We start from the raw sequence: 22071 nt of genomic DNA on the forward strand, positions 1-22071 counted from the left end.
GTTTTGAGCCTGTTGTTGACGGAACTGATTTTTAACTTGGCCCTGCTGGTGGCCTTAAGCGTGTTCTCCGGTTTTCTTGATCAGCGCTGGCCGCGGGAGCATCGTTTGGGACCGGTGCTGCAGGGGCTGCTCTTTGGCTGCGCGGCCATCATCGGCATGCTTAACCCCTTGGTGCTGGAGCCGGGACTGATCTTTGACGGCCGTTCGGTGATGGTCAGTTTGGGCGCTCTGTTTTACGGCCCCTGGGCGGCCGTCCTGGCCGCCGCCATGACCATCGGCGCCCGGGTGGCCATGGGCGGGGTCGGAGTGGCCATGGGGGTGCTGTCGGTCCTCATCGCTGCCGGAGTCGGCCTGCTGGCTCACTACTACCTGCGTCCCCGGCGGACGGTGCTTACCGGCAAGGATCTTTACCTCTTTGGCCTGGTGGTGCACCTTGGCGTACTGGTCGGGATTTTGCTGTTACCCTGGGAGAGCGCGCTTAAAGTCATAGGCGAGATTGCTCTGCCCATCCTCCTTTTCTACCCCCTGGCCACCCTGCTGGCCGGCAAGATCCTGGCCAACCAGGAGGCCCTGCGGCTCAGCGAAAAAAATTACCGGCAGCTGTTCGACAGCCATGCCGCCGTCAAACTGCTGATTGATCCCGATGATGGTCGGATTATCGATGCCAACCTGGCGGCGGCGCATTATTACGGCTGGTCGCAGCCGGAACTCAAGCTAATGCGGATCTCCCAACTCAATATCCTGTCCGACGAGCAAATCAGGTCGGAGATGACAAAGGCCCGCCGCCAGCAACGTTACCACTTCGAGTTCAAACACCGTCTGGCCGATGGGACGGTGCGGGATGTGGCGGTGTTAAGCAGTCCCACCCTGGTTGATGGCCGGGCCTTGCTGCATTCCATCATTTTCGACATTACCGAGCAAAAAAAGGCCGAAGAGGAGCAGGAACGGCTCACCGACCAGCTTTTTCAGGCCCGCAAAATGGAGGCGGTGGGCCGCCTGGCTGGCGGCGTTGCCCATGAGTTCAATAACCTGATGACGGCGATTTTGGCCAACGTACACCTGGCAAAAAACAAGCAGGGGAAGGACAGTCAAGCCGCCGAGGAGTTGGCGGGAATCAAGGCCGCCGGTGAACGGGCCGCCGAGTTGACCCGGCAACTGCTGGCCTTTGCCCGCAAGCAGAACATCAAGCTCGAGGAGCTTGACCTTAACGGGGCAGTGGATGCTTTTTTACCCCTGTTGCTCCGGTTGATCGACCATGGTGTGGAGTTGCGCTGGCAACCGGGCAGCGATCTTCCCCAGGTCCGGCTCGACCCGGACCAGCTTGATCAGTTGCTGGTCACCCTGGTGCGCAACGCCAAAGAAGCGGTGGGCACCAAAGGGGTGATTACCATCGCCACCGCCACCGCCGAACTGGACCAGGCCTTTTGCGATGAGCACCCCGGCGCCCGGCCCGGCCGCTATATCGCCCTGACCGTCAGGGATGACGGTTGCGGCATGGACCAAGAAACCCTGGGTAAGGTGTTCGAGCCCTTTTTTACCACCAAGGAATTCGGCCAGGGGTCCGGCCTTGGCCTGGCCACGGCTTATGGCATTATCAAGCAGAACGAAGGTTTTATTGATGTGGTCAGCGCCCCCGGCCGAGGTACCACGGTGACGGTATACTTACCGGTGGCGGGGTGAGAACATCCTGTTACTCCTTTTTGTAGCGTGAAATCACCTGATTGATGCTCTCTTTGAGTTTTTCTATTTTGAACGGTTTAAGTACATAGCCTTTGGCGCCGGCTTCGATGGCTTCAACGACCATCTGCTCCTGGCCGTGGGAAGTTACCATGATGATCAGGACGTCGGGGTCCATGGCCAAGATGCGGCTGGTGGCGGCAATGCCGTCCATTTCCGGCATGGTGATATCCATGGTTACCAAATCAGGCCGGGGCAACCCTTTCTCTTTCAGGTACTTGAAGGTCTCCACCGCTTCCATCCCGCTTTTGCAGGTTTTGCTCACCTCGTGGCCAAGTTGCTCCAGCATGGCGCCCAGTTTTTTTATGGTCAAGGCCGAGTCGTCGACAACCATGATCTCGAGCTTATTCATTGATTCCCTCCGCATAGTCCAAGTTCATGGTGAAAAATTCTTTAGGGCCTACAAAATGAATACTCATCATGCCGGCGCCGGTTGTAACTTCGATGGTTCGGAAAGTCGCACCTTTATGACGGGTTATGGACTTTGCTTCATTGATCACCACCGGGGGAGTGATCGAAATGGTTTTCCCATTTACTTCATGGCCGGCAATGGCGTTGCCTGCAACGATGTTAATCATTTCCGCCACCGCTTCCCCCCGCATCTCATCTCTTTCGTCGTCGGCAATTTCCAGCCCTTCGGCGCTGGCGGTTAGAATCTGTTCGGCCAACCCGTGATCGAAGCTGAAAGCCACCAGCAATCGAATTTCTGCGTCCAGAGCCAAGATTGAGGTCAGCTCCCGTAACTGCATCCGCACCACATCGTCACCAGCTTGATGTGCCTTGCTTACCGGGATTGCCAGCTCCTCTTTCATGTACTCGATGGTCCGTTTGCCGATGGCCTGCATCAGGCGGCGCACCCGGCCGCTGTCCAGCTTGTCATTGCTCATCACTTTCCTCCGGTGTGATGTTGGTCGGTTTTTTCTCCAGATAAGGCAACCGGAAGCGGAAAGTGGTGCCCTGCCCGGGAGTTGATTCCACCTCTATTCGACCACCAAGCTTTTCCGTTTCCGCCTTCACCGCCGCCAGCCCTACACCACGGCCGGATAACTCGTTGGCCTGGTCCTTGGTGGAGAATTCGTCGTCGAAGATCAGCAGGTAGAGTTCTTCAGGCCGGGCGGCGGCGGCCTGGTCAGCGCTCAGTCGACCGAGGTCCACCGCTTTGAGACGAATGGCCTCGGCGTCCAGGCCGCGGCCGTCATCGGCGATTTCCAGGATAATGCCGTCGTCGCCTTCTCGAACCAGGCAGGTGAGATGTCCTGTCTCGTCCTTGTCCTGTTCCCAGCGCTCTTCCGGCGTTTCAATGCCGTGGTCCACTGCGTTGCGGAAAAGGTGGACCAGAGACTTGCTGAAAGATGCGTAAACTTCAGGTGCCACCTGCAGACCATGGTCATCAATCTCGATAGGGGCCAGCTCTTTTTCCAAGCGTTCGGCAAGCCTCTGGGCCGCTTTGGTATAGCCGGCCAGCAGGTTACGAAATGGAAGATAGCGCAGCCGTTTAAGCCGCAGCAGCATGGTTCTGGTTTCATCGCTGTTCAGGTTCGGACCATGGCCGTGCAGCAGACGTTCGGCCAGTTTTTCCAGCATCTCCACTTCCTCGGAGGCCAATGAGAGCTGGCCGCGGCGGGCGAAAAATGCCTCTCCCAAGGTTTCACGCAGGATAACCAGATCCTGCTCCAGGGCCGCAGTGGCCTGTTGCATTTTGTTTTGCAACTCTTCGGGGGCGGGCTGTTGCTCGGCGGTTTCTTTATATTGCCGCAGTTCTGATTCGAACTGGTGCAGGCTTTGAGGCAGGTGAATAAATTCCAGTTGGCCGAAAAGTCCTTTGAAAGTGTGGACCTGGCGATAGATCTCGCTTAAGGCCGATTCCCGGTCGGTTGCCGCATTGTGCAGGAGCCTGGGTAGTTCTTGTTGTTCGAAGTGATGGTAGTCGTCAAGAACCTCGAAAAGCTCCGCCGATTCTGTAGCGGCACTGACAATCAGCCGTAGCCGGGTCTGTTCCTCGGCGATCTGGGACTCCAGTCGCAATTTTTCGGTGATATCGGTGATGATCAGCATCATTAGCCCCTCACCGATGACCCGGTAGGCGATTTCCAGGTTACGGCCGTTCAACTGGAACGTGGCGGGCAGCAAGGAGAGCAGGGTGTCGCGCTTGAACTCATCAGGGGTTTCTAGAATCCGCCGGATATTGCTGCTGAAGCGGGTCGCTTCCGCCTCGTTATCGGGATAAAAAAGCTCGGTGATGGTTTTGCCGGTCAGGTCGGAGCCCATCAGGGTCTCACATTCTCGGCTGTATTCGGGGTCCACCCGCAGGTCGGGGCTGAAAGAGAGAAATCCCTGGCCAGAGTTGTTCAGCAGTCCGCCCAGGCGGTCGCTCTTCTCCGTCAGTTGTTGCCGAGTGATAAGGATCTGACGGTACATGGTGGCCACCAGGAAGGTCACCGCCAGCACCACGGCAGCGTTGATCAGCAGAAAGTAGATGAGCCTGCGGGTGTTTTCGTGGGCCTGGATCAGAAATGCATTTTTATCCATACTGACCCCCAATACTCCGGCCAACTCGCCGATTCGCCAGTTGGTGTGGCAGACCAGACACTGGCTGTCCACCGGGATTTGTTCATAAAAGTGAGCGGTGCGGTTGCCCAATGATTCAGCTCTGCCCTGGTCGTCGAAATGCAGACCTTCATCGAGCAGAAAATGGCAGTCAGCGCAAGGCGTTCCAGCCACCTGGGCCCGGTGTTGTCGGCCACGTGGCGAGTCAATGCGATCCACCAGATTCCAATCATCCCGCAGGAACATTCCTCTGGTTTGCCGGTAGAGCTCCTCGTTGGGGTTGATGAAATTGCCCTGGTCATCGTGGATAAAGGGGATGCCAACGGTAACCGTACCGGAGCGGTAGTTCATCAGGCCGTCGCGGTCGTAAAGGGTGGTGTCGACAACACCTTCCAGTTGGGCGATGTTGTCCATAACCAGGGCAAAGGATTTACGCTGACCTTTCTCGATGGAATCCCTGGTTTGGGTAATGTAGTTGGTAAGTACCCCGTAACCCTGGTCCCGGATCATCGCCTCGGAGGTCTGAAGTTGGTAATGATGGAAAAGCACCACCGCCGGCAGGGAGATAAGCAGCAGGCAGAAAAAAACGGTGCCCAGGAAACGGCAGCGCACTCGTTCCGGGTTGCTGATTCTGAACCATTGCCGCCATGCCTGTCCAGGATTCACTCACCGTCTCCCTGGGCCTTTCGGTTAAAAGTAATAGTTTCTCCCTGTAGCAGGCCTTCTCGCACCCGAGGATCATCGTAAAGATGGTATATTACCGGCCGCGGAAAAAGCTCGCTGGCGCAGCCAATACAAGGATGGCCGGCTCGGAGACAGTAGTTGCTGTTGCCATTGTAACCGGTACTGGGGCAGTCATTGTAGGTGACCGGTCCCTGGCAACCTAACTCAAGCAGACAGCCGTCTTCCCAGATGTGGCGGGCAAAGTTCTGTTCTTGGAAAAATGCGTAACGAGGACAGCGTTGGTGGATGGTGTAACTGAAAAAACGGCTGGGGCGCCGGCGGCCGTCCGTTTCCGGTAAATTCTGGTGACGCATAAAGTGCAGCAGAGTGTAAACCAGGTGCTCTGGTTTCATGGGGCAGGCGGGCAGGTTGATCAACGGGGTCTTGATCCCTTCTTTGGCAAGATGTTCGGCCAGGGAAATAACTCCGGTGAGGGTGCCGGGCATGGCTGCCACCCCGCCGGAGACGGCACAGGTGCCGGCGGCCAAACAGGCGCTGGCTCCCGCCGCCAGTCTGCTGACCCATTTACCGAGGGGTTGATGGTCAAGCATACAGGCATGGGGCATAGCGGCCGGGATCCCGCCTTCAAGGACAAGAATATAAGGTTCATCACCATCGGCCAAGGCCGAAAGCAATTCTCCCACCTGATCACCGGTGGCCTGTGCCAGGTTGGGGTGGTAAAGCAAGCGACTGAACTGAGTCAACAGGTCCAGCACGGTTATCTGTTCGATATTGAGCAGAGAGATGGAACATCCCGAACAGGAGGCCCCTTGCAGCCAGACCAGATTGGGACGCTGCCTGGGCCGCTCACCACTTTCGGCGGCCAGCAACTCATCAAAGGAGAGCAGTGGCGCCGCCCCGGCGGCCACCACCACCCGATAAATTTTTTTAAGGAACTCCCGGCGACTGAATGGAATCATAAAAATTACCTAGTGCACGGAACAGGCTATACAAGGATCCGCCGAGCGGGCAATCCGCGCCGCCTCCAGCGGTTGTTCCGGGTTGCTGATCCTGGTGCCCAGCAGCATCTTTTCCACCGCCCCGGGCTTGCCTTCGGCGTCTTTGGGGCCGAAGTTCCAAGTGGACGGCACCACCAATTCATAATTTTTGATCAGGCCGGCCTCGTCGGTTTCCAACCAGTGTCCCAAGGCGCCTCGGGAGGCCTCGGTTATGCCCACACCCCGGGCATTGCGCGGCACTTCCCGTTCTTCAAACCCCAGTACACCGTCTTCAACCATTTCAACCTGCTCTTTAAGCCGGCCGATGATCAGTGCCGCCGAGAGGTAACGGCTGAGGTGGCGACCCATAACCGAGTTGTAATCGGCCAGGGTTATTCCAAGCTCTCGGTTGGTGTGACCCACCAGTTCCCGCAGAACTTGGTTGCCGCCCTGATGGTAGGAGTTGACGATGCGGGCTGCAGCCCCAACTTCCATTACCTCCCCGTGATAACGGGGGGCTCGACTCCAGCTGTATTTGCCGCCTTTTTGCTGTTCTTCTCGCTGAAATTCCTGCCAGTTAAGGGGGGTAAGGCGCTTGGTGCCCAGGGGCGGCAGGGCAGCGCCGGATTCCTGGCGATAAAAGGCATAGGTGTGATCTTCGCTGATGGCTCCAAGATCCAGAGGTTGGTGTTCACCGTTCAGCAGGGCGCCGCCGGTAAAGAGATGATTGTCGCCGTCGGCTTCGGGCATAAAGGGGAAGGAGAGTAGGTTGCCGTATCCCCGGCCTTCCTGGAAATAGTGAGGAAAAGCCCGACAAACGCTGAAAATGTCTTCACGGTAAGGCCCCAGTACAAAAGCTTCCGCCCGGCGCAGCAGGGTGCGATATTGGGCCAGCATCCCCAGGGTGGGACGGGTGGTGACCCCGCCGGCTTCAATGGCCACCGGGTGCGGCGCTTTGCCGCCGAAAATGGCCACCATTTTTTGTAATTCGGCCAGGAGGGTGAAGTTGGAAAAATAATTGCGGACCAGCAGCAGGCTGTCGGCATCACCCTGCATTTGATCATCATTACGGTAGCGGGGCAGGAAGGGGGCGCCGGGGAAAATACGGGAAGAACCGAGCTCCTCCCGCACCCATTGGCGAACTGTGCCAAGTACGGGATCGGTGCCTTTATAGGCCAGCACCGCCTCAATGTCTATAAAGTCCAAGGCACTAAGTTGGTAGAAGTGCAGCAGAGAGTCATGTACCAGGTAGGCGCCGGTGATGAGATTACGCAGCAACTGGCCGTTGGTGTTGGGGCGGATGCCCATGGCGTCTTCCAGGGCCAGGGCGGCGGCTTCGGCATGAGAGTACGGGCAGACCCCGCAGACCCGCTGGGTTACCTGTTGGGCCACTCGGGCGTCGTACCCGATCAGGGCCTTCTCCAGGCCACGGAAGAGCAGGCCGGCAACTTGGGCTTGAGTGATTATCCCATCTTCCACCCGGGTTTCGATTTTAAGATGTCCTTCCACCCGGCTGAGAGGGTCTATGACAATTCTGGTACTTGTACCTTTTTATTCATGATAGTTAAGGGTTTAACCAAAACTTGATGTTCTGTCAATAAAATCATTTTTTGTTGTTGAATTAACAAAGAGAGGGGGTCAAATATTTGTTGTTTCGCAAAAAATGTGAACATTAGTTGTTGGTGCAGTGCGAGGAAGCAATACTTGCAGGTAAGCTTACCCCCGGTAACCGAAAAAGATTTTCAGTATTTTGCGGACCTTGGGGGAGAAGATTTTGGGGGCCAGCAGCGAGCCCGCCACCTTTTTGTTGATCTCGCTCAGGGTGGGGTAGGGATGGATGGCGGCGGCGATTTTGGCCAGGCCCACCTTGCCGTTCATGATCGCCACCCACTGGCTTAGGATGTCGCCGGCGCCGGGGCCGACAATTCGCACCCCCAGGGGGCGGTCCCGTGGCCCCAGCAGCAGCTTGAGCCGGCCACCGGTTTCGCCCTCGGCCTGGGCCCGGTCGTTGGCGGTGAATTCTTCGCTCAGCACCCGGTAGCTCAGGCCGGCGGCGGTGGCACTTTTTTCGTTGTGGCCCAGCCCGGCCAGCTCCGGCCGGGTGTAGGTGCAGTGGGGCACCCAGGTGTAGTCGGCCTTGCGCGGCAGCCGGAAAACGGCGTTGCTCAGGGCGATGCCGCCCTCATATCCGGCCACGTGGGTGAACTGGTAGCCGCCGATGACATCGCCGGCGGCGAAAAGATGCTTATGGCCGGCCCGCAGCCGCCGGTCCACCTTGATGCCCCGGCGGTCAAAGGGCACGGCGATTGCCTCCAGGCCCAGATCGGCGGTGTTGGGGTTTCTGCCCAGGGCCACCAGCAGGGCTTCGGCGGCAATGGTCCGTTCCCGGCCCGCCGCATCCGCAATCACCACCTCTCGCCGATCACCGGCATCGGCCACCCGCCGCACCGCCGTGTTAAGCAGAAAATTGACCCCTTCCCGTTCCAGTTCCCGCTGGACCAGGGCCGCCAGGTCGGGATCCTCCCGGCTGAGGATCTGGTCGCTGCGCTGCACCACCGTCACTTTGCTGCCCAGGCGGGCAAAGGCCTGGGCCATCTCGACGGCGATGGGGCCGGCCCCCAGGATCAGCAGCGAGGCGGGCAGGTGGTCCAGGTAGAAAATTTCCCGGTTGGTCAAATGCGGGGTCTTATCCAGGCCGGGGATGGCCGGGATTTGCGGCGAGGAGCCGGTGGCGATCACCCAGGCCCGGGCGCTGACGGTTTGGCCGTCGATCTCTACCTCGTGTTGGTCGCGAAAGCGGGCCGGTCCGAAGCGAATTTCCGCCCCCAGCCGCGAAAAGCGTTCCACCGAGTCATGCTGCTGGATCACCGCGACCACTTCCTTGATCCGGGCGGCCACGGCGGCAAAGTCCACCGGCGGCGGATCGACGGCCGGCAGCCCGAAGCGTGGCCCTTCCTTCATCTGCTGATAGACATGGGCCGACTTGAGCAGGGTCTTGCTGGGCACGCAGCCGTAATGCAGGCAATCCCCGCCCAGGGCCTTTTCTTTTTCCACCAGCAGGGTCTTGACCCCCAGTTGCGCCGCTCCCGAGGTCACGGTCAAGCCCGCCGCCCCGCCGCCGATAACACCGAGATCAAAGTCAAATTTGCTCATTTTCAACACCTTTTGCCGGCAGGCCGGCTCCGATCATTGCTGCTCTTCCACCGGTACCGCCTGTCGCAGCGCCTGGCGGGCCAGCCGAGTGACGTAAATGGTGACGGCCAGGGTGGCCAGCAGTCCCAGGCCCTGGAAGGCCAGTTCCCAGGGCCCGGTGGAGGGGGTTTCCGCCAGGGCCGCCCGGGCCACGTTACCGGCCAGTGAGCCGGTATAAACATAAAGCAGGGTGCCGGGCATCATGCCGATCCAGGAGGCCAGCACGTAATGGGGAAAGGGGATGCGAGTCAGGCCGTAGGCGTAGTTGATCAGGTTAAAGGGAAAAACGGGGCTCAGCCGGGTAAGAAAGACGATTTTCCAACCTTTTTGGGCCACGGCGGCATCAATGGCGGCAAATTTGTTGTTGCCCGCCACCTTGCGCTCAATGGCCCCACGGGCCAGAAATCGCCCCAGCAGAAAGGCCAGGGCGGCGCCCATGGTGCTGCCCAAAGATACCGCCACAAAACCGCCGACCAGTCCGAAGATGGCCCCGGCCCCAACGGTGAGAATAAACCCCGGCAGAAACAGCACGGTGAAAAAGGCGTACAGCAGGAAAAAAACCACGTAACCGCTAAAACCCAGGCCCTCCACCCACTGCATGGCCTCCACGGCCAGATCCCGGGCCGGCAGCAGGTACAAACTCACAGCAATAAGCACCAGCAGTAGGCCGGCAACGAGCAGACGATTTTTCATGCGGCTTTTCCCTCCGATGCGGGGGCGATGTTTTGCTGGTCGGCGTACTCCCGGGCGATGCGGATGAATGTTTTTTCCTCGGAAAGAAAGGCGTCCACCACGCGCGGGTCGAAATGGCCTCCCCGACCGGCCAGGATGATCTCTTTGGCCTGCGCATGGTTGAAAGCCGGCTTGTAGACGCGCTTGCTGATCAGGGCGTCGTAAACATCGGCCAGAGCCATCAGCCGACCGCTCAACGGTATTTCTTCGGCGCGCAGTCCCTGGGGGTAACCGGAGCCGTCCCACTTTTCATGGTGGGTCAGGGCGATCTCCCGGGCCAGTCTGAGAAAGGAATTTTCACCCAGCCGTTCCTCGGCCAGGGCCAGGGATTGGCTGCCGATCTCCGGGTGTTCCTTCATGATGGCGAACTCCTCATCGGTGAGTTTGCCGGGCTTGAGCAGGATCCGGTCGGGAATGCCCACCTTGCCGATATCGTGCAGCGGCGCCGACTTGAACAGCAGGTCGATGGTGTCGGCCGACAGCAGCGGGCGGTAGGGTTCATGTTCCGCCAGATGTTCGGACAACGCCCGGATGTAGCGCTGGGTACGCAGGATGTGCTGGCCGGTTTCGTTATCCCGGGTTTCCGCCAGGCTGGCCAGGGCGACGATGGTCACGTCTCGGGTCTGTTGCAACTCTTCGGTGCGCTGGCGCAACCCTTCGATCATGTTGTTGGTGTGCTTGGCGATCACCCCGAACTCGTTACGGCTGGTCACCGGCACATGCTGTTCCAGATGCCCCAGGCTGACCTCTTTCAGCACCTCGGTCTGGCGTTGAAAAAGCTGCTGCAGATTACGGCTGTAGCTGGTTGCAAGATTGATCGTAAGCCCCAGCAGCACCGCCAGCACGAAAAAGAATTCGATGGTCACGCTGCGGATGGCCGCATCCAACTGGCGGGCGGGATCGGCGGCCAGCCACTGCATGTCCTTGATTACCAGGAGCAGCAGAATCAAGGTTAGAAAGACCACGCCGATGACGGTGAGCAGCAGAAAACGGCGGGTCAGGGAAAAATAGCCGTGTTCCGGCAGCAACTCCTGGCCGCCGGCCTCCAGTTGCCGGGCCACTTGTCGGTCCCGTTCCAGGGCCAGGTCCAGGGCGGCGAAAAAGCCCAGGGTGGCGCAGCCCAGCACCAGTTTCAGGCCACTTTCCACCATCGGGAAATCATGTTTGAACCAGTGAAATATGGCCACAGCCAGGCTGGCGCCAAGAAACAGCCCGCCCACCAGCCAGCCCAGCAAACGGGCCTGTTGCTCCAGGGGGGCGGCGGCCAGCCACCGGCGGCCGGCCCAAAGGTAAAGCACCCAGGCCACGGCAAAGGCGGCCAGCAGGGTTAGAAACAACCGGGACCACGGCAGGGTTTCGATGAGCGGACAGACCTTGCCGCCGTAGATACTCAGCAGTAAAGGGGAGAGGATGAAATAGACCAGCGCCCGCGGGGTGGTGTCGACGGTGGTCGGCTTGTCCGTGTTGTCCGTGGTATTCATCATTGGGAAGATGGCCTCGCAGTCAAGCACGAAAGGTGCCTGGTGATGGTGCTGAAACAATGAGTTGTCGAGCAGGCCGGGCCGTTGTGGCCGATTTTGCAGCACCGGCAGTAACTAGCGTAGCATTATTTTACTTGCACAGCCAGTACTCTATGTGGAGAATGAAGTAGGCATTCCAAACTGGATAAACTGCTTGATGAAATCCAAGCAAGATGAAATCAAAGTAATAAGGAGGTAGCGGCATGAATGGAAAAGGTAAAAAGATGGCATTGGCGGCGGCACTGATGATGGGGTTGGCTATACCGGCGGCCCTGGTGGCACAGACCACGGCCGAGGAACGGGGCCGGGTTTTGTTTGAGAATCCGCAGGCCTTTGGCGGCCAGATGTCCTGCAACGCCTGTCATCCCGGCGGGCAGGGCCTGGAGCGGTCCGGTACCAAAAGTAACTTCCGGATCATGGGCCAGCGCCAGGCCAGCCTGGCCGAGGCGGTTAATTTTTGCATCATCAACGCCAACAAGGGTGAGGCCATCGCCGAGGACTCTCAGGAGATGCAGGATATGATCGCCTATATTAAATCCCTGGGTGAAAAGACGCCGGCCCCGGCATATGGCACGCCACCGCCGGCCCCGGGGCCGGGTTACGGGGCGCCGCCCAGGGCTCCCGGTTACGGCCCGCCGCCTCCGGCACCAGGGCCTGGCTACGGTCGTTAACGCGTTCGGCAATAACGTTTTCCGATGATTCGAGGCCTGCCGGATTAGCAAAATCTATTTGACCGTGCCCTGGCTATTGCTTAAGTTGCGCCGCTGGATTTCAAAACAAGGGGCGCAACCATGCTTGACGAGTGGCAACGGCTGACCTGCGACGGCCGGTCGATTTATGTGCATCCGGAAAAACCGGACTGGGTGGTGGTCAATGACCGGGCCGATGAACTGTTGCAGGCCCTGCAGGGCGTTGGCTCATCCGGCTCCCTGGGCGAGGCGGTTTGTGCCGTCAGCCGGGGAGCCGGGCTGAGCGAACAGAACCTGGCCGGCAACCTGCTGGCGGCCGAGCGTTTGCGGTCCCGGCTGGATGAGCCGGCCCCACCCTATCCGGGCCGGGCCGAGCTGCTGCGGGGAGGAACCTCGGCTCTCCCCACGCTCAAGGAGTGCTGGTTTCATCTCACCAACAACTGTAACCTTGCTTGCCGCCACTGTCTTTTTGCCTCCCGCCCCGGCCTGGCGGCGGAGAGCCTGCCCGCCGAGCTGTTGCGCCGTGGCCTGGCCGAGGCCCGCGAGTTGGGCTGCCGGCTCTTTTATTTCACCGGCGGCGAACCTTTTACCTACCCCGATTTCACCGCCGTCCTGGCCGAGTTGTTGGCCGACCCCGACCACCATGCGGTGGTGCTGACCAACGGCCTGCTGCTGGCCGATCACCTGCCCGCATTGCAAAAACTGCCTAGCCAGCGTCTGCACCTGCAGCTCAGCCTGGACGGCCTGGCCGAGCAGCATGATCAACTGCGCGGCCGGGGCAGTTTTGCCCGCCTGGTGGAAACCCTGCAACTGCTGCGCCGCCACGGCCCGGCGGTCACCCTGGCGGTGGCGGTGAACCGCGCCAACATCGAGCAACTGCCGGCCTTGGTGGATTTTGCCGCCGATCAGGGGGTGGGTAATCTGCATCTGCTCTGGCACTTTGTCCGGGGGCAGGGGAGCCGGGAGCAGTTTGTCCCCCCGGCCGAGATCCTGCCCCGGTTGCTGGCCGCCCAGGAGCGGGCGGAGGCGCGCGGGGTGTTGATCGACAACGTGGAAACCCTGCGCGGCCAGGTTTTCTCCTCACCGGGCACCCGTTATGACCTGGCCAACACCGCCTGGGAATCATTGACGGTAGGCCCCGACGGCCGTGTTTATCCCTCGCCGGCCCTGGTGGGCATTAACGAATTGGACTGTGGCCTCCTCACCGACGGCCTGGCCCGGGTCTGGCAACAAAGCCCGGTGTTGCGGCAAATCCGTGCCGCTTCCTTGCAGGACAGCGAAGTTTACCGGCAAAACCCGCTGAAATTCCTGGTCGGCGGCGGCGACTTGGACCACAGCTACCTGGCCGGCGGGGAGCTGATCGGCCATGATCCTTACCTGGAACTATACAACGGCCTGACCCTGTGGCTGATCGCCCGCCAGGCCGCCAGTTACCCCGAAAATATTAACCAACCGTTGGGCCAACAGGGGGGTGGCTCCGCTGAGGAGGGTGGCGCTGGTGAGGAGAGTAGCTCCGTTGGAAGGGAGCCTGGGCACCGTGGTCAACCACCGGCCCTGTTGCTGGCCATGGGCGAGGTGCGCCATGACTGCCCCGACGGCGGGGCGGCGGTAAGCTTCACCCATTGCAATTGCGTGATTTCCCTGGCCCAAGGGCAGGGCCACGGGCACGGGCCGGTGCGGGATTTTTACGCCGCCGCCGCCCGCTCCGCCCGGGATGATATCCTCAACCCGCTGGCCCCGGAACAGGCTCTGGCCACCTTCATTCCCGAAGAGTCCCGGCGGAAATCTTACGGTTGCGGCAGTCCGGTCCATGATGCCGCCCCGCAGCCCGGCGAGGTGCTGGTGGACCTGGGCAGCGGCAGCGGCGTGGAATGTTTTATCGCCGCCCGAGCAGTGGGGCCGACCGGCCGGGTCTACGGCATTGACATGACCGACGAGATGCTGGCCCTGGCCGAAAAGTCCAAGGCGGCGGTGGTGCGGGAGTTGGGCGGCGATAATGTGGAGTTCAAAAAGGGGCTGCTGGAGGCCATTCCCCTGCCGGATGATTGCGCCGACGTGGTGATCTCCAACTGCGTGATCAATCTCAGTCCGGACAAGCGGCGGGTTTTTTACGAGATTTTGCGGACTCTCAAGCCCGGCGGCCGGCTGGTGGTTTCCGATATCGTCACCGATCAGCCGGTGCCGGTGGCGATAAAAAACAACGTCCGGTTGCGGGGCGAATGCCTGGGTGGGGCCATGCGCCAGGAAGACCTGCTGGCCATGCTGCAATGCTGCGGTTTTGTCGGCGGCCGCCTGCTTAAACGCTTTCCCTACCGCCAGGAGGGCGACACCCGTTTTTATTCCCTGACCTTTGCCGCCGACAAGCCGGTGGAGCCACAAAGCCTGGAGGTCATCTACCGAGGCCCCTTTGCCGCCGTGCAGACCGCATCCGGGGTGCTGCTGCGCCAGGGGCAGCGGGTGCGGGCGGAGTTGAACGAGTCCGAGCGCCGCGACGAAACGATCTTTGTGGTGGACGACCGCGGTGCGTTTACCAATCTACCCATGGGTGACGGCTGTTGCTCGCCGGCCCCAAAGGGAGATCCAGCGCCAGGGAAAGCTCCGGCAATGGTGGCTGCAGCACCGGCCAGGAAAACCCTGCCGCTGTTGGCGCCCGGGGTGGGAGTTCCGGCCGCTGGGCCGGGGCCCGCCGCCGGCGCCTGTTGCCCGCCGTCGCCGATGGGAGCGGATGCGTCATCGGAGAAGTCGGCCGGCGCTCCCGCAACCGCCCGGCACCAGGCCGGCTGCCTGGTCTGCGGCGAGGAGATTCAATACTCCCGGCAAGATCGGGCCCATGGCTGTCATTACTGCGGCGGAAGCAAGAAAACCAACGCCGTCTGCCGGCAGGGTCATTATATCTGCGATGACTGCCATCAGCGCGACGGCCTGTCGGCCATCCGGTTGATCTGCAGCGAAACCACCGAGCAGGACATGCTGGCCCTGCTGGCCCAAATCCGCCGTCATCCCGCTATTCCCATGCACGGTCCGGAACACCACGCCCTGGTGCCGGGGGTGATTCTGGCCACCTACCGCAACCTGGGCGGCGAGTTAAGCAAGGAAGCGATTCTCACCGGGATAGAACGTGGCGCCAAGGTCCCCGGCGGGGTCTGCGGTTTTTGGGGCAACTGCGGGGCGGCCGCCGGGGCCGGTATCGCCTTCAGCGTCCTGCTGGAGGCCACTCCGTTGACCCCGGAACCCCGCCGCCAGGTCCAGGAGATCACCGCCCGCATCCTGAGCGCCATTGCCGGTATCACCGGCGCCCGTTGCTGCCAGCGGGAATCTTACACCGCCCTGCGCGAAGCGGCGGCGATCTCTCGAGAGCTGCTGCCCGTTTCTCTGCTGGCCGAGGCCGATTTTACCTGTGGCCAGGCCGCCGCCAATCCCCAGTGCATCCGTCGCCAGTGCCCGCTGACCCCTGCTTGATTGCCGATGCCGCTGGTGGTATCGGATGTTGTGTCTTGATCTTGAAAATGATAAAGGCTGAATTTCCATGGCATTGCTCTGCGCAAATAGCTGAACCTTTATCAGTGAATCGGGGATGATGAAATTCTTATCCGGTTAGTGTCGCCTGATGACCGCTTGGGGGCCGGGAGCTAGCCTGGCTTACTGCCGTTTGAGAGCCAGCGAGACCATAAAAGCGCCGGCGGCCACCAGGATAATGGTGGGGCCGCTGGGCAGGTCATGCAAAAAGCTGATCCCCAGGCCGAGACTGACAAAAAGCATGCAACAACCGATGGCACCCAGCATCATCTGCCCCAAAGTGCGGGCGAAAGTGCCTGCCACTGCCGCCGGCAGGGTCAGCAGGGCAATCACCATGATGATCCCCACCACTCGGACCAGCAGGACCACGGTCAGGGCGGTCAGGCAGAGCAGCAGCAGATGGTACAGATCGCTGTTAAGGCCCCGCAGCCGGGAAAACTCCTCGTCGAAACAGACGGCCAGCAGTTTGTGATAAAAAACCGCGCTGACCGTCACCACCACCAGATCCAAGGCCAGCACAAGCCAGATATCGGTTTGGGTGAGCAGCAGGATATTGCCGAAAAGATAACTCATGGGCTCGACATAGCCCGGGGTTTTGGCGATAAAAAGCAAACCGACGGCCATGCCCGTGGCCCACAGCGCGCCGATCACCGTATCTTCCCGCTGCTTGGCGTGCAGGCTGACCAGGCCGATGATCAAAGCCGCCAGCAGGGCGGCGATCAGGGCTCCGTACAGAGGATCAAACCAGCTGATGCCCATCTGGTGCTGGAGATAAAGCCCGGCGCCAACCCCCCCCAACACACAGTGGGCGATGGCCCCGGCCAGGTAGCTGATCCGTTTGGCCACCACGTAGGTGCCGACAATGCCGAAAGAAACACTGGCCAGCAGGCCAACCACAAAGGCGTAGCGGAAAAAGGGGATATCGGGATTGCGCAGGGCTTCGAAAAACTCAAGCACCGCAATTCTCCCCAGGGCGGCAACTTCGGCCGGCGCAGTTATGATCATGCCTGATCATTGCCACTTCTCCGCCGTAAAGTTCCTGAATCATCCGGCCGTCCAGCTCGGAGACCGGGTGGGTGACCACCTGGCGGTTGACACAGGCCACCCGCTGGAAAAAGCTGGAGGCAAAACCGATATCGTGGGTGACCACCACCACGGTGCGGGTGCGGTTCAACTCTTTGAGCAGGGCAAAGAGGCTTTGTTCCGATTCCAGGTCGATGTTGGCCGTCGGTTCGTCCAGCAGCAGGATCTCGGCGTCGCTGGCCAGGGCCCGGGCGATCAGGGCTCTCTGCCGCTGGCCGCCGGATATGGTGGCAAAACGGCGCTGGGCCAGGTGCTCCAGCTTCATCAGGGCCAGGGCCTTTTGAGCGGCCCGGCGGTCGGCAGCCCGATACCAGCCCAGGGGCTGGTGACCCAGGCGGCCCATGAGCACTACATCCATGACGGTGACCGGGAAGAGGGGATCGTAATGGGCATACTGGGGAACATAACCCAGACGCAAGCGTACTCCCGAGGGGGGGCGGCCTAAAACTCTGATCTTGCCCTTCTGCGGGGTCAACAACCCCAGGATCAGCTTGACCAGGGTGGTCTTGCCACCGCCGTTGGGACCCACCAGGCAGATGGAGTCCAGGCGGTTGATGCACAGGTTGACCTGCTCCAAAACCAAAGGTTGCCGGGGGCTGTAGGTGAAATCCAGCCCGTGGACCTCAATTACAGGTTCTGAAGCGGGTATTGGGCTGCTGGCCGGACTCACTGGTCACCGTCGTTGGTTAAGGCCGTCTTAATTGTGGTGGCCATCTGCTCAAGATTGGTCAGCAGGTCGGCGGCCAGCGGGTCCAAAGCGACCACCCGGCCGTCGATGGCCCGGGCCACGGCGACGGCGCTGCGCTGGTCGAATTGTGGTTGCACAAAAATAATCCGCACCCCGGCCTGGCGCGCTGCCTCAATAAGTGCGATCAGTTGACGCGGGGTGGGGGATTTGCCGGAGATCTCCACCGTCGTTTGCCGCAGATCGTAAGCGGCGGCGAAATAACCGAAGGCCGGATGATAGACAAAAAAGGTTTGGCCGGCCAGGGGGGCCAGTTTTTCCCGGTTGCGGGCATGCACTTCTTCAATGGTCCGCCGCAGCCGGTTATGTTTTTCCCGGTAAATCGAGGCATGGTCCGGGTCGGCGGTCACGAGTCCGTCCCGGATATGTTCGATGACGGTCAGCAGTTGTTCCGGCCCCAGCCAGATGTGGGGATCGAGTTCGCCGTGACGGTTATGGCTTTTACTCTCACCGTGATGATCATCATGGTCATCGTGATGATGGTGTTCCGGCATGGGCAGCTTGTCAATGCCCCGGGTTACATCGATGATCCTGGGGCCGCTTGCTCCTCGCCGGGGCAGTCTGGCCAGCAGGGTTCGTTCAAAAGGCATGTCCAAGGCAAAATAGAGGTCGGCCTGGCCCAGTTCGGTCACCTGGCCGGGGCGAGGTTCAAATGTGTGTGGGTCCTGGCCCGGTGGGATCAGGGTGCCGACCCGCACCCGTTCTCCGCCGATTTCAGAAACCAGGAATGAAAGCGGAGCGATACCGGTAACAACTTGCAGTTCGGCGGCCGGCAAGGTGATCGGACCAAATAGTAGCGCTCCGCAACCAAGCAGCAAAGAAAGTAAACGTTTAGGCAACAGGCAAATCATGTTATCCATGGTAAGACGTCCTGATCAGGTTGGGTTAACGGGTGACCCCGAAGGGGGATGCAGCCCGGAAAGCTTGTGGTTTTTATGTACCCGGTCGGTCAGGCTTTCGCAACATGGATTGCGAAAGATGGTTTTTTTTCGTGTAATATGAGTTAGTATGGGATGCGTAAGTGTTTGTTCGACAAAGGTGGTGACCAGCGCCACTGAGGGCTGTTTTGGTTACCATGTGCCAGCTGCAGAGCAAGGAGAATCGCCATGTTTGGTTTGGGAATGCCGGAGTTGATTGTCATCCTGATTATCGCCTTTCTGGTTTTCGGTGGCAAAAAGCTGCCCGAAATCGGCTCGGGCCTGGGCAAGGCCATTAGCTCGTTCAAGAAAGGGGTGAAGGAGGTTGAACAGGAAAGCGGAGTCAACGATATCAAATCCTTAAAGGAAGACCTCGAAGACGAGGTGAACAAGGTCAAGGACGTGGGCAGCAAGTAGCAAGCGGCCTGCTTCGCCGACTTTAGTTTTTCATCCTGTCAGGTAAAAAGCCGTTACCGCCATCCCTTATGGAGATGGTGATAACGGCTTTTGCCGTTTATTAATCGTCGAAATCTCCGGCTGGGCCCTTATCGCTGTCCAGGGTGGCGGCTTTGGCGGCGATTTTGTCGCCGGTCCACTGAGCTGGGTCTTCCAAACGTTCGGCCTTGGGGCCCAAGTCGTAGCTGCCCTGCTGGATAATCTCCGCCAGGGCGGCTTCGGCGGTATCTTCGGCGCTGAAGACATCGGTGAGCAGCTTGTAGACGAAGTCCTCCACTGCCTTGCACATTCTTTGCCGCACCGCCGCCGGCTGGCCCGTCAGGCGGTTGGCAAAGGGCAGGTTGAGGTTCTTGTAATTGCCTCCCTTCCAGCCTTGAGCCTCGGCATAGGCTACCATTTCCTCCCACAGGGATTCCGTGACACCTTCATTCTTGAGTTTAACGAAACGGCCGTCGGCATCCAGCCTGGCGTTGCCGTAATCGTTGACCTCGACCCCCCAGGAGACCATCTGCAGGGCGGTGGCGACGTTGGCCTTGGTGGTGCGGGTCTGTTCGGCAATGGCCCGCAGCCGCTCCGAGGAGTTACCCGAGGTGCCGTGCTGGGCGCCAGAAATCCGGTATGGAGAGAGCTGGTCATGGATTTTGCGGGTCAATTCCACGTCGATGCCGGTGTCGCAGGCCTCGATACCGTGAGTGGTGCCGTTGTTCAAGGCGATCCAGTCCGGAAAGATATTGTGGGCGTTGAGCCCCTGGATCAGAAACAGGGCCTCGTCGGCGGTGGACAGACCACTGGTGCCCTTGATTTCCCCCACCTCGGTTTCATAACCGGCCCAGGCGGGCACCAGCTGGCTTAAGGCCAGACTGGTCAGCAGGTTCTTGTCGTCGGGCAGGTGGGAGGCGTCGATGGCGATGGAGGTGATGCCGTGTTCGAACAGGGTGGGGATCTCCACCTTGGCGAAATCGATATCGCTCTCCTTCTTCAGCCCGTAATGGTCGGCGTGAATGGCCACCGGAATGGTGATCCCCATTTCGTTCATGAATGCATCCACCAAGGTGGCCATGTTCCAGTAGTTGACCGGACAGTATGCCTTGGCGCCGCCCTCGGAGCGGGCGATTTCGATGATCACGGCGGCCTTGGCCCGTTGGGCGGCGGCCAGGGTGCCGCGGATAACAAAAGGATTGCGGGCGTTGGCGGCGATGGTCATGCAGCGCCCTTTGGCCAGCAGGGCCCGGTCGATCACCTTGCCGCTGACGATCAGGGCTTTGGAGTTGGGAAACAGGGCGGTGATGTTGGGCGGGCGTCCCACCGCCAGTGCACGTTCGAAATCAGCCTGGTTAATGGCCATGGCAAAACCTCCTGTCTGGCAATCGCTGGAATTTTATTTAAGGCTTTATATAAACTGAAGAGTACTGCGACTGTAGCTATTCGCAAGAATAGCCAAGCGGGCTCAAGGGTGCAACCATTGAATGGTCCGACGGTGCCGTGGAGGCAAAACTTATCACTGCCCGAAGCTTTAACCGCCGTGGCCAGGGCGCAAAAAAAGCCCCGTACCAAATTAAGGCACGGGGCTTTGTGGGTTCAGAGCGAAAAAATCTTAGAGCTGGCGAACGTTGCTTGCCGCCGGACCCTTGGGACCATCAACGATTTCGAATTCGACCCGAGCTCCTTCCTGCAGGGATTTGAAACCCTGCCCCATAATGGCGGTGTGATGTACGAATACGTCACTGCCGCTGTCCTGGGCGATAAAGCCGAAACCTTTTGCATCGTTGAACCACTTTACTGTACCTTCTGCCATGATCTGCTACTCCTCATACTGGACGCGGTCATAATGACCACTTGATAAGTTCACCGAAAGTCAGCGGTTATTCCCCGATGATTCCCGGCTTGCCGCCTGCCTGCGCAAACAAAAAAACCGCACGGATAATCTTTGCCTGTGCGGTTTCCTTCTTTCTTCGTAATAATCTTGTTCCACAAATTAATCACAAAAGATACTGCGCAACGACGGCGTCTAAATAAAACGTAACATACCTATTACCATAGGGGTTGAACGGAAAGCAAGATAAAAAACGTATCCGGGAGCTGAAGGGCTATATTTTCCCTTGACGTCAGCCTGTCGCCCCACTATCTTTCCACAATTCTAAATGCTTGGTCGTCTTTGTTAACCATATCTTAACCATCAGCATTTTACTCGTAACTTTTGCAAGGAGGAACCCGTATGTCAGTCTATGTTGTAGGTCATTCAAGCCCCGACACCGATTCCGTGGCAGCCGCCATCGCGTTTGCCCATTACCTGAAAGCCACCGGCACCGACGCTGTGCCCGTGGCCCAGTCCGCCGACCTCAGCCCCGAGACCACCCTGGTGCTGGAGCGCTTCGGTCTGCCCAAGCCTGAGGTGTTAACCGACGCCGCCGACAAGGATATGGCCCTGGTGGACTTCAGCGACATCGGCCAGGCCCCGGATAACATCCAGAAAGCCAACGTGGTGGCCATTGTCGACCATCACAAAATCGGCGACATCACCACCGGCGGTCCCATCTTCTTCTACGCCAAGCCGGTGGGCTGCACTTGCACCGTACTCCACGAGATGTACAAGAACAATAACGTGGACCTGCCCAAGGAAATCGCCGGTGGCATGCTCAGCGCCATCCTGAGCGACACCGTCAACTTCAAGTCCCCCACCTGCACCGACGAAGACAAGGCCGCCGTCAAGGATCTGGCTGCCAAGGCCGGGGTTACCGATACCGATTCCCTGTTCATGGATATGCTCAAGGCCAAGTCGGCGGTGGACGGAGTGCCCATCAAAGACCTGATCTTCCGCGACTACAAAGATTTCGACATGGGCGGCAAGAAGGTCGGCATCTGCCAGCTGGAGCTGGCCACCCTGGACCAGGTAGCCGCCATCCGCGACGACCTGATCAAGGGGTTGCAGGAAGTTAAGGCCGAAGGCCGCCACACGGTGATTATGATGCTCACCGACGTGGTCAAGGAAGGTTCCGACCTGCTGGTCTTCTCCGATGAGCCGGCGGTTATCGAAACCGCCTTCGGCGGCAAGCTGAGCAACGACACCATGTGGATCGATGGCATGATGAGTCGCAAGAAGCAAACCGTACCGCCCCTGCAGAAGGCCTTCGGCGCCTAAGTGTAATCGTCCAGCAGCTCCGCATCTTTGGGCGATCAGCCAAGCTTGCGTACCTGGGGTACGCGGCGCTTGGCAGCTTGCCCGAATCTGCGGCACTGCTGAACGATTACGCCTCTTGCAGCGTACTTAAAGAAAGC

At 59.6% G+C, this 22071-nt stretch carries 18 protein-coding genes; 5 read left to right on the plus strand and 13 right to left on the minus strand.

Features of this window, described 5'->3' with window-relative positions:
• The first annotated feature begins 3 nt into the window (after positions 1-3).
• Positions 4-1680 (plus strand): LytS/YhcK type 5TM receptor domain-containing protein, encoded by a 1677-nt coding sequence (locus P0N66_RS08190; protein ID WP_275804184.1) that lies wholly within the window; start codon positions 4-6, stop codon positions 1678-1680.
• Between the two features lie 10 nt (positions 1681-1690).
• On the opposite strand, the gene P0N66_RS08195 is transcribed toward P0N66_RS08190, so the two are convergent.
• The 8 genes from P0N66_RS08195 to P0N66_RS08230 form a co-directional block, all read right to left on the minus strand.
• Complete coding sequence (locus tag P0N66_RS08195) at positions 1691-2089, minus strand: response regulator (protein ID WP_275804186.1); 399 nt, start codon at positions 2087-2089, stop codon at positions 1691-1693.
• Positions 2082-2624 (minus strand): chemotaxis protein CheX, encoded by a 543-nt coding sequence (locus tag P0N66_RS08200; protein ID WP_275804510.1) that lies wholly within the window; start codon positions 2622-2624, stop codon positions 2082-2084. Before P0N66_RS08200 ends, P0N66_RS08195 begins: the two co-directional genes overlap by 8 nt.
• Positions 2614-4950, minus strand: coding sequence for an ATP-binding protein (locus P0N66_RS08205; RefSeq protein WP_275804188.1), 2337 nt, complete (start codon positions 4948-4950; stop codon positions 2614-2616). The genes P0N66_RS08200 and P0N66_RS08205 overlap by 11 nt, the downstream gene beginning before the upstream one ends.
• Positions 4947-5927: an NADH-quinone oxidoreductase subunit B family protein gene (locus P0N66_RS08210; protein WP_275804191.1), complete on the minus strand. Its 981-nt coding sequence runs from the start codon at positions 5925-5927 to the stop codon at positions 4947-4949. Before P0N66_RS08210 ends, P0N66_RS08205 begins: the two co-directional genes overlap by 4 nt.
• A 9-nt stretch (positions 5928-5936) precedes the next feature.
• The gene (locus P0N66_RS08215) at positions 5937-7478 is read right to left on the minus strand and encodes a nickel-dependent hydrogenase large subunit (RefSeq protein WP_489667345.1); all 1542 of its coding nucleotides are present in this window, start codon (positions 7476-7478) and stop codon (positions 5937-5939) included.
• Between the two features lie 183 nt (positions 7479-7661).
• Positions 7662-9098, minus strand: a complete 1437-nt coding sequence (locus P0N66_RS08220) for a dihydrolipoyl dehydrogenase family protein (RefSeq protein WP_275804196.1) — start codon at positions 9096-9098, stop codon at positions 7662-7664.
• Between the two features lie 33 nt (positions 9099-9131).
• A complete protein-coding gene (locus tag P0N66_RS08225) occupies positions 9132-9830 on the minus strand; it encodes a TVP38/TMEM64 family protein (RefSeq protein WP_275804199.1) in 699 nt (232 codons plus the stop codon).
• A complete protein-coding gene (locus tag P0N66_RS08230; RefSeq protein ID WP_275804201.1) occupies positions 9827-11353 on the minus strand; it encodes an HD-GYP domain-containing protein in 1527 nt (508 codons plus the stop codon). The genes P0N66_RS08225 and P0N66_RS08230 overlap by 4 nt, the downstream gene beginning before the upstream one ends.
• Positions 11354-11592: 239 nt before the next feature.
• Here P0N66_RS08230 and P0N66_RS08235 point away from each other — a divergent pair, with 239 nt between their 5' ends.
• On the plus strand, positions 11593-12060 hold the full coding sequence (locus tag P0N66_RS08235) for a c-type cytochrome (protein ID WP_275804203.1): 468 nt from the start codon (positions 11593-11595) through the stop codon (positions 12058-12060).
• 120 nt (positions 12061-12180) lie between these two features.
• The gene (locus P0N66_RS08240) at positions 12181-15537 is read left to right on the plus strand and encodes a DUF5714 domain-containing protein (protein WP_275804205.1); all 3357 of its coding nucleotides are present in this window, start codon (positions 12181-12183) and stop codon (positions 15535-15537) included.
• Between the two features lie 180 nt (positions 15538-15717).
• Here P0N66_RS08240 and P0N66_RS08245 read toward each other — a convergent pair whose 3' ends face one another.
• From P0N66_RS08245 to P0N66_RS08255, 3 genes are read right to left on the minus strand one after another with little or no spacing between them, the layout of a single operon-like run.
• Positions 15718-16599 (minus strand): metal ABC transporter permease, encoded by an 882-nt coding sequence (locus P0N66_RS08245; RefSeq protein ID WP_275804208.1) that lies wholly within the window; start codon positions 16597-16599, stop codon positions 15718-15720.
• Positions 16544-17347: a metal ABC transporter ATP-binding protein gene (locus P0N66_RS08250; protein ID WP_275804212.1), complete on the minus strand. Its 804-nt coding sequence runs from the start codon at positions 17345-17347 to the stop codon at positions 16544-16546. The genes P0N66_RS08245 and P0N66_RS08250 overlap by 56 nt, the downstream gene beginning before the upstream one ends.
• On the minus strand, positions 17344-18282 hold the full coding sequence (locus P0N66_RS08255) for a metal ABC transporter solute-binding protein, Zn/Mn family (RefSeq protein WP_275804214.1): 939 nt from the start codon (positions 18280-18282) through the stop codon (positions 17344-17346). The genes P0N66_RS08250 and P0N66_RS08255 overlap by 4 nt, the downstream gene beginning before the upstream one ends.
• Before the next feature lie 246 nt (positions 18283-18528).
• Between P0N66_RS08255 and tatA the strand changes: the two genes are divergently transcribed.
• Positions 18529-18756 carry a twin-arginine translocase TatA/TatE family subunit gene (gene tatA, locus P0N66_RS08260; RefSeq protein WP_275804216.1) on the plus strand — a complete coding sequence of 76 codons (228 nt, stop codon included), beginning with the start codon at positions 18529-18531 and terminating at the stop codon, positions 18754-18756.
• A gap of 100 nt (positions 18757-18856) precedes the next feature.
• On the opposite strand, the gene P0N66_RS08265 is transcribed toward tatA, so the two are convergent.
• Both P0N66_RS08265 and P0N66_RS08270 read right to left on the minus strand, forming a co-directional pair.
• Positions 18857-20140: a class II fructose-bisphosphate aldolase gene (locus tag P0N66_RS08265; RefSeq protein ID WP_275804219.1), complete on the minus strand. Its 1284-nt coding sequence runs from the start codon at positions 20138-20140 to the stop codon at positions 18857-18859.
• Between the two features lie 249 nt (positions 20141-20389).
• Positions 20390-20590, minus strand: coding sequence for a cold-shock protein (locus P0N66_RS08270; RefSeq protein ID WP_275804222.1), 201 nt, complete (start codon positions 20588-20590; stop codon positions 20390-20392).
• A 420-nt stretch (positions 20591-21010) separates the two neighbouring features.
• Between P0N66_RS08270 and P0N66_RS08275 the strand changes: the two genes are divergently transcribed.
• Positions 21011-21934 carry a manganese-dependent inorganic pyrophosphatase gene (locus P0N66_RS08275; protein ID WP_275804225.1) on the plus strand — a complete coding sequence of 308 codons (924 nt, stop codon included), beginning with the start codon at positions 21011-21013 and terminating at the stop codon, positions 21932-21934.
• The last annotated feature ends 137 nt before the right edge of the window (positions 21935-22071 follow it).

The organism is Desulfurivibrio dismutans, assembly GCF_029210385.1.
Lineage (GTDB): Bacteria > Desulfobacterota > Desulfobulbia > Desulfobulbales > Desulfurivibrionaceae > Desulfurivibrio > Desulfurivibrio dismutans.

Bases quoted from the DNA above. Each gene is read 5' to 3' on its own strand.
- P0N66_RS08195 (WP_275804186.1), bottom strand. From the start codon at position 2,089: ATGAATAAGCTCGAGATCATGGTTGTCGACGACTCGGCCTTGACCATA.
- P0N66_RS08200 (WP_275804510.1), bottom strand. From the start codon at position 2,624: ATGAGCAATGACAAGCTGGACAGCGGCCGGGTGCGCCGCCTGATGCAG.
- P0N66_RS08210 (WP_275804191.1), bottom strand. From the start codon at position 5,927: ATGATTCCATTCAGTCGCCGGGAGTTCCTTAAAAAAATTTATCGGGTG.
- P0N66_RS08220 (WP_275804196.1), bottom strand. From the start codon at position 9,098: ATGAGCAAATTTGACTTTGATCTCGGTGTTATCGGCGGCGGGGCGGCG.
- P0N66_RS08225 (WP_275804199.1), bottom strand. From the start codon at position 9,830: ATGAAAAATCGTCTGCTCGTTGCCGGCCTACTGCTGGTGCTTATTGCT.
- P0N66_RS08230 (WP_275804201.1), bottom strand. From the start codon at position 11,353: ATGATGAATACCACGGACAACACGGACAAGCCGACCACCGTCGACACC.
- P0N66_RS08235 (WP_275804203.1), top strand. From the start codon at position 11,593: ATGAATGGAAAAGGTAAAAAGATGGCATTGGCGGCGGCACTGATGATG.
- P0N66_RS08240 (WP_275804205.1), top strand. From the start codon at position 12,181: ATGCTTGACGAGTGGCAACGGCTGACCTGCGACGGCCGGTCGATTTAT.
- P0N66_RS08245 (WP_275804208.1), bottom strand. From the start codon at position 16,599: ATGATCATAACTGCGCCGGCCGAAGTTGCCGCCCTGGGGAGAATTGCG.
- P0N66_RS08255 (WP_275804214.1), bottom strand. From the start codon at position 18,282: ATGGATAACATGATTTGCCTGTTGCCTAAACGTTTACTTTCTTTGCTG.
- tatA (WP_275804216.1), top strand. From the start codon at position 18,529: ATGTTTGGTTTGGGAATGCCGGAGTTGATTGTCATCCTGATTATCGCC.
- P0N66_RS08265 (WP_275804219.1), bottom strand. From the start codon at position 20,140: ATGGCCATTAACCAGGCTGATTTCGAACGTGCACTGGCGGTGGGACGC.
- P0N66_RS08270 (WP_275804222.1), bottom strand. From the start codon at position 20,590: ATGGCAGAAGGTACAGTAAAGTGGTTCAACGATGCAAAAGGTTTCGGC.
- P0N66_RS08275 (WP_275804225.1), top strand. From the start codon at position 21,011: ATGTCAGTCTATGTTGTAGGTCATTCAAGCCCCGACACCGATTCCGTG.